Raw genomic sequence first — 11,892 nt, 5'->3', positions numbered from 1 at the left:
GATCTTTACGCTCCTTTATTTCCTCTGTTGATGCTTTTCAGTTTATCAGAAATAGTTCACAAAGGCAAGAAGCCATCCGGCAGCGGATGGCTTCCTAATTTTCGATATTCAAAATTGGTTTTGCCGTCTGTTATTCCTCATCGTAGGTTTCCAGCCAGCGTCGCAAAATCTGACAGAGCTGCCTGGCGTCTTCTGGCGACAGGTGCAGGCATTGCCCCATCTGTTCCGGCACACACAGGGCTTTATCCTGCAGAGCTTCGCCCTTGTCTGTCAAGGTAACAATTAATGAACGCTCATCAATTTCCGAACGATTTCGCGTTACATAGCCTTTCGCTTCTAATTTTTTAAGAACAGGTGTCAGCGTACCCGAATCCAGATAAAGCCGCTTGCCCATCTCCTTAACAGATATTTTTCTTTCCTCCCAAACAACCATCATCGTGATATATTGGGTATAGGTCAAGTCGATAGCGTCTAAAAAAGGCTTATAGGTTCGGATGATTTCCCGTGAACAAGCATAAAGCGGAAAGCACAGCTGATTATCTAATCTTAAACGCGCGTATTTATCACTCATATTATTTTCCTCCCGCAACGACGCTCTTCGCAAATGCGCCGGCATTCTTTAAATCAACCGTGTCCGGATGCGATTTAAACAGACCGTGAAAAGCCCCTTTGCAATGAAATTCTTCATCAGCCATGACAATGCCCTTGGCGGTCGCCAGTTTTTTGACTTGACGATACGTGCCGGAAATCAGCGCTGCGCTGCTAAAATTAACAATCTTCCCAACCTTGACATCCAAATCCGAAATAAATTGCTTGACCGCTTTGTCGACTCCGGCCTTATAAACCGATGATCCCAAAAATAAAAGGTCCACATCTTCCGTCAAGGGGATCGAAATATCCTCTGGCGCGACGCCAATCGCCCGACCGATGGCCTCTGCCAGTTTCCGTGTATTCCCACTTTTCGTATAATACCGAATTGCAATTTTCATGAAGATCGTGCTCCTTCTTTAAAATCTATTATACTTATTAGTTGTGTTCAATCAAATACTATCATTCACCCCAATTCCTGTCAAGCACCAAATTCTTTCGCGCCAAACCTTATTTAAGCTTTAACGATTCATCTCCGTCAACACATCGCCCGTCAGATCGTCCGCTGCCGTTCGCATCACCGCCGCCATTTGATAACGCACCAGCCAAAAGGGACGTTTCAAATCCCCAAAATGCTTTTCCGCACCGGCCATCATCGGCAAAACATAATGTTCTGTCTCTTCAATATAAATCTTTTGCTGTGATGCCGTAAACCCTTCCGACATTGTTGCCAGATTATGGCAGCGATCCAGCGCCTTGATCAGTGCTGTGCTTCTGCTTTGCGCAACGGCATGATAATAGGCCGGCATTGCCGATGTGTCTGTCTTTCCCCGACCGCGATAGGTCAGTGTGTCCACCGTTTCCCGAACGCTCAGCGAGAAAGAATCGGGCAATTCATGCAGTGTGCTGTCTTCCAATACATCGTGCAAAAGAGCTGCTGCCAACAGTTCATCCTCTAAAAAACCAAGGGCTGCCGCATGCAAGGCCACCGTTACCGGATGAATCATGGCCGGAATGGCTTTAGCCTTTTTATTTTTCCGAAACTGTCCCGCGTGAACGGACGCCGCCAGATCCAAAGCCTGTTCCGTTTGCCCAAGCCCATCCCGCATTATCAGCTGCTTCAATACATCGACACTTTTATTAATTTGATTTTTCAATGAGAACGCCTCCCATTCTTTGAATGAATGTTTTCTAAACAATAAAATTAGAACGCAAAAAACGCCCGCAGTCAACGGGCGTTTTTGATTTTATTTTAATCCGAATTGGCTTTTCTGGCTGACGGCACCGTTCGCAAAAGTGATACTGGCATTCGATCCCGAATCCCCATTACCGTTCCAATAATAAACTTCCGTTTTGATGTCTTTGTTTGACTGATCTTTATAGGTCGATTCCGATAACTTCTGGCCGTCCACATTGCTGAACTGCTGCTTAACCTGATCATAGGTCATGCCAGTCGTAATCGCATTGTATTGTGCCAAAGTCGCTGTAGTGGACGTTGCATTATTATTCGCGTTGTCATTGCTTGTGTTATTGTCCGCCGTCGCGTTATCGTCAGATGACGTATTTTTTGAGCTACTTTTATCGGATTTTGTCTTAGAAGATGTTTGGGTTTTCGACTGGCGATCACTTGCCGTTGACTGCTGATGACAATAATAAACAAATGCTCCTGCCGATGCTAGGGCAATAATCACGATCAAAACCATCGGCAACAGCCATTTCTTTTTCTTTTTCGCCGGCTTGTTCGCTTTATCAGCCTTCTTGATTTCCCGGGCTGTTACTTCCGAAACTGGTGCATCATGATAAAGCGCATTTAAATTAGCCTGCGTTTCCGATTGTGCATCTTGTTTTGCGTTCATCGGCGCTTCCTGCCAGCCATCTTCTGCAGGTGGTTTCTCTTTAGTTTGATCTGTCCGGCCGTCATCGGGCAAAGTTTCCGATTCATTTGGTAAGCGGGCTCCCTGGTCAGCTTCCGACCCGGCATATGGTTTTCGCTCAGGGCTCTGTTCCGCTGACTCATCCGCTTCTGCTGCCTGTTCCTCGACTTTTGCAGCTTTTAGCTCATCCATAACACGTCTAAAAATCGGCGCTACCTGATGTTTATAATCGTCAATCAACGACGGGTCATCCACCTGAATAACCATTCGGGTTTTCCCCGTTTCCGGCGTCATATAATCAATGCCAATCGCTCCCTTTTCAGGATGATGTCCACTGATATGCAAACTTGCTTCGTCAACAGTAACATCCTCAATACCCATGTTAGATAGGGCCGCTTCGGTCGAGCGCATCCAAACATCCAGCTGACCTTTCGCTGTCAATGCCTGTCTCATGTTTTTCCTCCTGGTGCACCATTTAATTTATAATAAAATACGTATTGCTTTTATTTTAGGCTTTTTAATAACCACTGTCAAGACAAATCGATTTCATTCTTCACGTTGCTCCCTATTTTTGCAGTACGCTTTTTGAGGAATTTCCACTTGCAATTTCATTTTGACTGAATTATAATAAGAGCGTTCTTGGCACAGGGGTATAGCTCAGTTGGTAGAGCAGTGGTCTCCAAAACCACGTGCCGAGGGTTCAAATCCTTCTGCCCCTGCCATTTTTTATTTTTTGAAGAATGCCTGAAGCCCGCCTAAAAGCGAGGTCTCAGGCTTTTTTATTGGTACTTTCTTCAAAAGTTTCCGTTCCGTACAAAACCCCTATGTATTTGGATGCTCTTGCCTTTCACTTGAACCAATCGTCGCGAGGTTGTCGTCACCCACATGCAGTCACCCGCCATTTTACAGACCTCGATTCTCACATTTGTCCGATGCTATCCTCCTGAATTTTTTGGATTCTATTCGAATCAACCCGATGCGGTTTGTTCTGAATAAAAAGTTTTCCATCTTTTTTCTTTTATACTATAAATACAACAAACACAACAAATACAACGTCATTATTTGATCCTCAATCCGTTAATGACTTAAGCGGACAATTTCCCCCATCCAAATTCAGATGAAAGAGGTCGACCCAAAAATAACTTTTCAATTTTTATTGATTGAGCGAATAAATCGTAATCCCGTTAAAGAGCAGCACATTATCCTCCGAAAGGGAATAATCCAATAGTTCCTGTTCAAACGGATAGGCAGAGAATACGCCAAAAATCCATGTATAATCTTTATACGTTTTTTTCAAACGCTTAATCCCCTGGGTCTTTTCGACAAAATAATCAAATTTCTTTTTGGTATAAGCTTCGCTGGTGAAGACGCAATCCCCAAAGAATATTTTCTTCTGCTCATCATCGACCGCGACAATTGGGATCTTATTATTGTCATCATCAAAGTATTCCCCAACCACATCCGTTCGCATAGGAAGACTGTCTTGAGCGGCGGCGACCAAAAAGATTTCCCCAGCCACTTGGCAGAACCATTTTTGAATATATTGAGCAAAGTTTTTCTTAAGGACCTGCTTGGCACCCTTGGATCGGTTGTCTTTAATATCTTCGTAATATGGGAAGACAAAGGTATACCAAAAATCGAACATCGGATCGGCGATATGATATGCCACACGTTGTTTGCCAAAAAGTTTTTTCTTCCCGATAGAGACTGTCTGGGTCACATAACCCAGCGTTTCCAGATTGGTCAGCGCGTCTCGTACTTTTCCGATCTTAAAGCCGGTGAAAGCTGCAAGTTCTTCTTGTGTGAAACGATCTGCAGCCAGTGCAGACAGCAGGCTGTGATAAACCGATGGTTCCCACACTTCTCGTTCAAGCAGCCGGCTCACTTCGTCAAAAAAGATCCCTTTTCCGTTTAAAATATTCGCCTCGATGGTATCCCGCACCTGTTTGTCGTTGATGCAGCGATCAAAGATATACCAATAAGCCGGAACGCCGCCGGTCACTGCGTACATCAGCATGAGCTGGCTGAAATCATGATGGGGGTATTCGCGCATCATTTCCACAAAAGTCACCGGCGCAAGGGGAATCTGACAAGTCACTTCAGATGCAAAGCTTTTATCCGCCATCATATTTTGCTGTCCGGAAGCATTGCCGATAACGAGGATCAACGTCACGCCGTTGGGTTTGAAAAATTGCTGCCAGGCCTTACGAATCGTTTTGGCAAAATCACCGCTAGCATCCAACAGATATTCAAAATTATCGACAATCAGCATTTTCCCGCCGGTTTCCGTCTTTTCGGCATACAAACGAAACAATTCTTCCCAGGTAATCTTGTTGTCGCCGGATTTGGCATCCCCGTTCAAATGTTGTTTAAACGCCTGCTCAAAAGCCAGGCGATTCATCTGATCAGACACACTTCTCGCCGCAAAATACAAATGATTTTTATGCTCCGCAAAGGTTTTAATAAAAGCTGTCTTTCCCACCGCATGACGCCCGCTGATCAAAATAAAGGCATCCTCTTTCTTCCATGCCTGATTTAACGTTTTAAGCTCTTTTTTTCGACCGATCAATTGCATTGCGCTTTCCTCCGCACTTTTTATTTTAGTATAGCACAGTTAAAGCCAAAGATTCTAAACATTTGCAGAACTTCTGAAATTTCAAAAGCCTGTCCCCGCCTTACGGCATCAATAACGTCAGCACATGCATCTCTTCGCGCTTCACATAGCGCAGTCCCGAAAGACGAAGCCACCTCAGGCGATCGATGGCCTTTTGCATGTCATCGGCCGAGGCAAAGCGTGCCGAAAAAATTTTCTCCCCGCGATAATGGGCCATTAAAACGGCCCGCAGAAATTTACCCAACTCCCCCGCATGATAATCGTGCTGTTCCCGGACATAATAATTATCGCGGGTGGCTTCGCACGTCGCAATTTCTCCCAGAGGCGCATCTATCGTGTGGTTTTTGAGCAGCGCCCGGGTTGTAATGCCGAAGAAGGCATGATCCACATAACCTAACGGCGCTTCGCTGTCAAAGGTCGGATCGTCCCAGGTCACGTCGACAAAATAATAATTCCCGTCCATCTTCACCAAGTTCCACTCGTGCGCGCCCCGGCCGGCCGCCCGGCCGTCAACCACCGTGCAGTAAATCCCTGCCTTTTTCAGCAGGTATTGCATCGCGCGCGAATAACCGGCACAAACCGACTCGTGATCCACTAGCACCGAAGCGATATTTTGATGGTCCTTGGAGCCGCTGCCATAGCGGGTGTCCTTCACAATAGCGTCGTGCACAGCCAGCACGGTATGATAATCGTCAGCACCTTTGGGGATCTGCGCCAAAATGCGTTTGGCCCCCGCATCAATTTGCTGCTGCTTGGCCTGCGCTTCCTGCCGCGTATAGGCATAAACCAATTGAACCCCTGAAACAATTTGATTAGCGCCGCCATAGGTATAGCGATATCCGGAGACCCAAAAGATCTGCGGATTATCCTGATAAAATGCCTGCCAAACGCGTTTAACGCCCCCAATATTCAACTGAACCCCCGAGAGTTCAACCGACGGCAGATGCGTTTCGGCCGCTTTTAAAAATTGCGAATAGGCGATTTGCTCCGAATCCGTTAAGCGCGCGTAGCCGCTTTGTGAATCGGCCGTGTAAATACTCTGGGACAACGCATGACGCTTGGCTTCCGACCGCGGGCGGATGCGGGCGGGCAAAAACCATTGCCGCCCGCCAAAAAAACAGCCCGCGATGAGCACAATGAGCATCCCCCCAATGACAATGCGCATTCCCTTTTTCGATTGGTTATTTTTTTGCTCCATTTTTTAGTTCCTGCTGAGGTCCATGCTATACAACACGACATTTAAAAAAAGACTGCCCCTGTCGACCGACAGAAACAGTCTGCACGGATCGCCGATTAAAAAATCGGCCCGTTGAGTTTTAATCCGCAGGACGCACAGGTCCAGTCATGGCCAATCGCCGTGGTTTTTCCGCCGCAATTCGGGCACACGCCTTCGCCGCCTTTTTTAAACTGGAAGTCCAAAACCTTCATATCGACAAATTCGTCCGGACCGTCCTGAACTTTTTTAAACTTCAGAATCGGATCTGGTGCATCGTGACTCACAGCTTCCCCTCCTTTGACTTCTCTTTAATATGATTTTATTTTACCACACCATCCTGTTTCATCAAAGAAATTTTGTTATTTAGTGACCTCACGCCGCCTTGGCACGATGGTACCGCTCAATCATTTCATCATATTCTTCCACCACATGGGCTTCCGGTTTGGTAAAGTGATTAATCATCAGAATGGTCAGGACGTTCAGCGCAAATCCCGGCAGAATTTCGTAAATCCCTGTACCGAACAGATGGGACGAGAGGCCGGTTACTTTCCAGACGATAACCATCGCTGTTCCAACGAGCATGCCGGACAGCGCCGCCTGCCAGGTGGTCCTGCGCGAGTAGAGGCCGAACAGAACAAGCGGACCAAAAGCCGCCCCAAAGCCGCCCCATGCATAGGAGACGAGCCCCATGACGGTCGCGTTGTTGCCAAAAGCGATAATCAGTGCCACCAGAGAGACGGCAATAACAGACCAACGCCCCAGGCTCACGCTTTGTTTATCAGTCAGCTCCTTCTTTAAGAAAATACGGGCCAGGTCTTCCGACAAAGCCGAAGAGCAAACCAAAAGCTGTGAATCGATGGTGGACATGATCGCCGCCATAATCGCCGCCAAAAAGACACCGCCGATCCACGCCGGAAAAAATTTGCGAATCATTAAAATAAAGACGGTTTCTTCTTTCCCACCAGAAAGTCCGTGAAAAAGCGGAATGGAAAGCAGTCCCACCAGCAAGGCGCCGGCCAGCGAAATCAAGCACCAGATAATGGCAATCCGTCTGGCCTTTGGAATTTCTTTGACCGAGCTGATGCCCATGAAGCGCACGAGAATATGCGGTTGGCCGAAATACCCCAATCCCCAGACAACGGCGGAAACAATGGTCGCAGCCGTGACGCCGCCGCCAAAGAGATTGAACGAAATATGCTGGCTGGTCATCGCCGCCTGGGTCGTGCCGAAACCGCCCATGTGAATCACGGCCAGCACCGGCACCACCGCAATGGCGATGACCATCAAAATGCCTTGGATCAAATCCGTCCAGCTCACAGCCAAAAATCCGCCGAGAAAAGTGTAGGAGACGATCACCACCGCGCCGATCACCACCGCGATATTATAGTCCAGGCCAAACATCGTCGAGAAGAGCTTTCCCGAAGAAACCATGCCCGAAGCGCAGTAAATCGTGAAGAAAAACAGAATAACCATAGCAGAAATGGTCCGCAGCGCACCGGTCGGATCTTTGTAGCGTCTGTCAAAAAAAGTCGATAGTGTCAGAGCCTCCGTTTCTTCAGTATAAACCCGCAGCCGTTCGGAAACGTATTTCCAGTTGATGCAGGTGCCGGCAAAAAGACCGATGCCAATCCAAAGCTGAGGCATTCCCCCGAGATAAATTGCACCGGGAAGTCCCATCAAAAGCCATCCGCTCATATCGGAAGCCTGGGCAGAAAAAGCCGTGACCCAGCTGCCCAGCGCACGCCCCCCTAATAAAAATCCTTCTGACGAATCGGACGATGCATCGTAAAACTTCAGTCCGATAAAAATCAGCACTGCCAAATATACAATAAAGATCCCCAACTCGACGGGATTAATCTGTCCCATGTGATGATCTACCTCCTTTGTGTGTTTTATCGCATAAATACTCGTCCATTCTACCCTAAAGGAAAATCAAAGTAAAGACGCGAAAATAGCAGACACAATAAAAGGCGGCTTCCGCCGCCCAGTATTAAATAAAATGGGTTAAAATAATTAGTTTGTCTATTTTAAAATCATCTGACCATGAATTGTCCGTTCTGCCAATCAACCGTCATCACATCGCCTCGGCTGAGTTCACCGCCGAGAATTTTCTTCGCCAACAGCGTCTCGATATGCTTTTGGATAAATCGACGCAGCGGCCGCGCTCCGAAGGAAGCGTCATATCCCTGGTCGATCACCGCGTCTTTGGCCGCCGGTGTCAGCTCGAAACGCAATTCCTGTTCGTCGAGACGGTTTTGAACCTGCGCCAGCATCAGATCCACGATCTTGCTGATCGTCGTCTTCGACAACGGTTTGTAAAGCACAATTTCATCGATCCGGTTAAGAAATTCCGGCCGGAAGGTCTGATTGAGCAGCTTCATCACCGTGTCTTCGGTCACGGGCTTAATGTTGCCGTCGGCATCAATCCCGTCGAGAATGTATTCGCTGCCGAGGTTGCTCGTCATGATGATGATCGTATTTTTAAAATCGACCACCCGGCCCTGAGAATCCGTCACCCGACCGTCGTCGAGGATCTGCAACAGAATATTGAATACGTCTCTGTGGGCTTTTTCGACTTCGTCAAGCAAAATCACCGAATAAGGCTTGCGCCGAACCGCTTCGGTCAGTTGACCGCCTTCTTCATAGCCCACGTATCCCGGAGGTGCTCCGATGAGCCGGCTGACCGAGAATTTTTCCATATATTCGGACATATCGATGCGCACCATGTTATCTTCCGAATCGAAAAGATTGGCCGCCACCGCTTTGGCCAGTTCCGTCTTCCCGACCCCGGTAGGCCCGAGAAAGAGGAAGGAGCCGATGGGACTGTTGGGATTTTTAATGCCGGCGCGGGAACGCAGAATCGCATCGGTCACCTTTTGAATCGGTTCATCCTGACCGATCACCCGCTCTTTAAGGGTTTCTTCCAGATGGAGGAGTTTCTCCCGTTCGCCGCTCATGAGTTTGGATAGCGGAATGCCCGTCCAATTCGAAATGATTTCGCCGATTTCTTCCTCGCCGACCCGTTCGCGGATCAAATTATCATCGTAGCCCTTGGCATCCGCCGCGTCTTCCATGGTTTTCATCTGATTCTGAAGCGCCGGCAGTCTGCCGTATTTCAGCTCAGCGGCCTTTTCCAGATCATTGTCGCGCTGGGCCATATCGATTTCGTGATTGACCTGATCAATTTGTTCTTTGATTTTCTGAACGCTGTCCACCGATTGTTTTTCATTGTCCCACTGGATCTTCATCGCGTTAAATTTTTCGCGTTCGTCGGCCAGTTCCTTTCGCAACGCCGCAAGCCGTTCCTGGCTCAGATGATCTTCTTCCTTTTTAAGCGCCGATTCCTCGATTTCCAGCTGGATGATCTTCCGATTGATTTCGTCCATTTCTTCCGGCATCGAATCGATTTCCGTACGGATCATTGCGCAGGCTTCGTCGATCAAGTCGATGGCCTTGTCCGGCAGAAACCGATCGGAAATATAACGATTGGACAGCGTTGCCGCCGCGACGATGGCGTTGTCCATGATTTTGACGCCGTGGAAAATTTCATACCGCTCTTTGAGCCCGCGCAGAATGGCAATGGTATCCTCCACCGTGGGCTCGTCCACCATGACAGGCTGGAAGCGCCGTTCCAATGCCGGATCCTTTTCGATATATTTTCGGTATTCGTCAAGGGTCGTCGCCCCGATGCAGTGGAGTTCTCCCCGGGCCAGCATGGGCTTGAGCATATTGCCGGCGTCCATATTACCGTCGCCCTTTCCCGCGCCCACCACCGTGTGCAACTCGTCGATAAAGAGCAGAATCTCGCCATTGGCGTCCTTCACTTCTTTGAGCACCGCCTTGAAACGCTCTTCAAATTCACCGCGGTATTTTGCCCCGGCTACCAACGCCCCCATATCCAGCGAAATGATGCGTTTGTTCTTGAGCCCCTCGGGCACATCGCCGGCGACAATGCGGGCAGCCAGTCCTTCCACGATGGCCGTCTTGCCGACTCCCGGTTCCCCGATAAGCACCGGGTTATTTTTGGTCTTCCGGGACAGAATGCGGATGGTGTGACGGATCTCGCTGTCGCGGCCGATCACCGGGTCAAGTTTATTGTCAATGCAGTCCTGCACCAGGTCATGCCCGTACTGGGCCAGCGCTTCATAGGTCGATTCCGGATGATCGCTGGTCACGTGTTGACTGCCCCGCACTTCCTGAACAATGGCTTCGATCTGTTGCTTATCCACCCCGTAACGGGCAAACAGTTGCCGCACATCACTATCGCTTGGCAGGGCAAACATCCCAAGCAGCAAATGCTCCACCGAAATGTATTGATCCTGCATCTTGCCGGCCTGCTTTTCGGCCTCGTTTAAAACCTGATTGGTCCCCTGACTCACATAAACCTGACCAGGTTCACGCCCCGGGCCGGAAACCTGGGGCTTTCTAGCAACTTCCGCTTCCAGTTCGCGGATTATAGTGCTCACGGGCTTGCCCAATTTGTCAAACACCCGAGCCACCACGCCACCCTCCTGATCGAGCAGAGCCAACAGCAGGTGGTCCGGTTCAATTTCGACATGGCTGTGGTTATTTGCAATTGTTTCGGCGCTTTTCAGCGCTTCAATGGATTTTTGTGTTAATTGATTCATATCCATGGGTTACCTCTTTAATCTTCATTAATTGTTTCGCCGAGAAAATGAGAATAGATGGCATCAATCTGCGCTCCGATGTTTCCCTGACCGTCCGTTTCAAAATAAGTGTCCATCGCCGTATTGATCATGCGCAGATAACGGGTTAGAAAATCTGTCAGCGTGTTCTCATCCCGGCTCACCGCTCCGGCGTGCCTAAAGGCCCGCACAAATTTGTGCTGGGTCTGATCGTCATCGCCATCCCGGTCAATTTGATGATGTCGGCGCTCCACCGTGCAGATCTGATCAAAAAAATCATCAAATCGTTCGTTGAGCTCCCGATTCCGTGTCCGTGAACTCACTTTCAGCACCGCGTACCGCACTTGGCCGTCGTTTTTAAATTCATAAATGTAGCGCACCTTCGGCCGGTATTTATATTTAAGACTCTTGCCAAAATAAATGCTGCTGTTTTGATTGATTTGACTGACCGCCAGCACACCGTTCATATTGGCATTGAGCGCTTCAAGCACCGATTGAATTTTTTGCTCCGGTGTCTCCATGCCGACATAGTCTGCCAAAATGTCGTTGATGAGCTGAGAACGATTGGTGTGATGCATATAGACCATATCATCAATCCGCTCTACAATCTCATCAAACAACATCAGGCTATAAACACTTTTTTTCATGTCCTCGCCTCGTTTTATTTATTATCATAGATTTCTTTCAATATTTTGTCAATTAATTTATATATTTTATCATTCAAATTATAAACTATTAAGATTTTAGATCGTCAAAACCAATAAAAAACCTCACCTGCCAAAATGATATGTACCCAAAATCCTGGACACATCATTGGAACCTAGGTTAGCAATAAATGGATGTTCTCCTGTATTTTACAGGAGGCATCCATTTTGTTTTGCTCTGGATCCGTTCGTTATTGTAGTAGTTTATATAGTTCCTTACTGCTTTGGAGAAGGAATCAAACGATGGGTA

Annotated in this window: 11 protein-coding genes and 1 tRNA gene; 1 reads left to right on the top strand and 11 read right to left on the bottom strand. The window is 48.0% G+C overall.

The window, feature by feature from the left end:
- Window positions 1-130: 130 nt before the first annotated feature.
- The 4 genes from V3C63_RS06925 to V3C63_RS06910 form a co-directional block, all read right to left on the bottom strand.
- Window positions 131-571, bottom strand: coding sequence for a MarR family winged helix-turn-helix transcriptional regulator (locus V3C63_RS06925; protein ID WP_329887072.1), 441 nt, complete (start codon window positions 569-571; stop codon window positions 131-133).
- 1 nt (window position 572) lies between these two features.
- Entirely contained in the window at window positions 573-989 is a 417-nt protein-coding gene (locus tag V3C63_RS06920; protein WP_329887071.1) for an NADPH-dependent FMN reductase family protein, read from the bottom strand.
- Between the two features lie 120 nt (window positions 990-1,109).
- On the bottom strand, window positions 1,110-1,745 hold the full coding sequence (locus V3C63_RS06915) for an HD domain-containing protein (RefSeq protein ID WP_329887070.1): 636 nt from the start codon (window positions 1,743-1,745) through the stop codon (window positions 1,110-1,112).
- 90 nt (window positions 1,746-1,835) lie between these two features.
- Window positions 1,836-2,915 (bottom strand): hypothetical protein, encoded by a 1,080-nt coding sequence (locus V3C63_RS06910; protein ID WP_329887069.1) that lies wholly within the window; start codon window positions 2,913-2,915, stop codon window positions 1,836-1,838.
- 193 nt (window positions 2,916-3,108) lie between these two features.
- Between V3C63_RS06910 and V3C63_RS06905 the strand changes: the two genes are divergently transcribed.
- Window positions 3,109-3,184: transfer RNA gene (locus V3C63_RS06905), tRNA-Trp, on the top strand.
- Window positions 3,185-3,615: 431 nt separating this feature from the next.
- On the opposite strand, the gene V3C63_RS06900 is transcribed toward V3C63_RS06905, so the two are convergent.
- From V3C63_RS06900 to V3C63_RS11805, 7 genes are all read right to left on the bottom strand, one after another.
- Complete coding sequence (locus V3C63_RS06900) at window positions 3,616-5,037, bottom strand: ATP-binding protein (protein WP_329887068.1); 1,422 nt, start codon at window positions 5,035-5,037, stop codon at window positions 3,616-3,618.
- 100 nt (window positions 5,038-5,137) lie between these two features.
- A complete protein-coding gene (locus tag V3C63_RS06895) occupies window positions 5,138-6,274 on the bottom strand; it encodes a transglutaminase domain-containing protein (RefSeq protein WP_329887067.1) in 1,137 nt (378 codons plus the stop codon).
- 95 nt (window positions 6,275-6,369) lie between these two features.
- On the bottom strand, window positions 6,370-6,576 hold the full coding sequence (locus V3C63_RS06890) for a hypothetical protein (RefSeq protein WP_329887066.1): 207 nt from the start codon (window positions 6,574-6,576) through the stop codon (window positions 6,370-6,372).
- An 88-nt stretch (window positions 6,577-6,664) separates the two neighbouring features.
- Window positions 6,665-8,158, bottom strand: coding sequence for a sodium/proline symporter PutP (gene putP / locus V3C63_RS06885; protein ID WP_329887065.1), 1,494 nt, complete (start codon window positions 8,156-8,158; stop codon window positions 6,665-6,667).
- 167 nt (window positions 8,159-8,325) lie between these two features.
- On the bottom strand, window positions 8,326-10,926 hold the full coding sequence (clpB, locus tag V3C63_RS06880; protein ID WP_329887064.1) for an ATP-dependent chaperone ClpB: 2,601 nt from the start codon (window positions 10,924-10,926) through the stop codon (window positions 8,326-8,328).
- 11 nt (window positions 10,927-10,937) lie between these two features.
- Window positions 10,938-11,585 (bottom strand): hypothetical protein, encoded by a 648-nt coding sequence (locus V3C63_RS06875; protein ID WP_329887063.1) that lies wholly within the window; start codon window positions 11,583-11,585, stop codon window positions 10,938-10,940.
- 178 nt (window positions 11,586-11,763) lie between these two features.
- The coding region (locus tag V3C63_RS11805) for an IS3 family transposase (RefSeq protein WP_425355363.1) at window positions 11,764-11,892 on the bottom strand (129 nt) is incomplete at its 5' end.

Source organism: Pseudoramibacter faecis, assembly GCF_036289405.1.
GTDB lineage: Bacteria > Bacillota > Clostridia > Eubacteriales > Eubacteriaceae > Pseudoramibacter > Pseudoramibacter faecis.
This window is presented reverse-complemented; position numbering and strand designations above follow the sequence as displayed.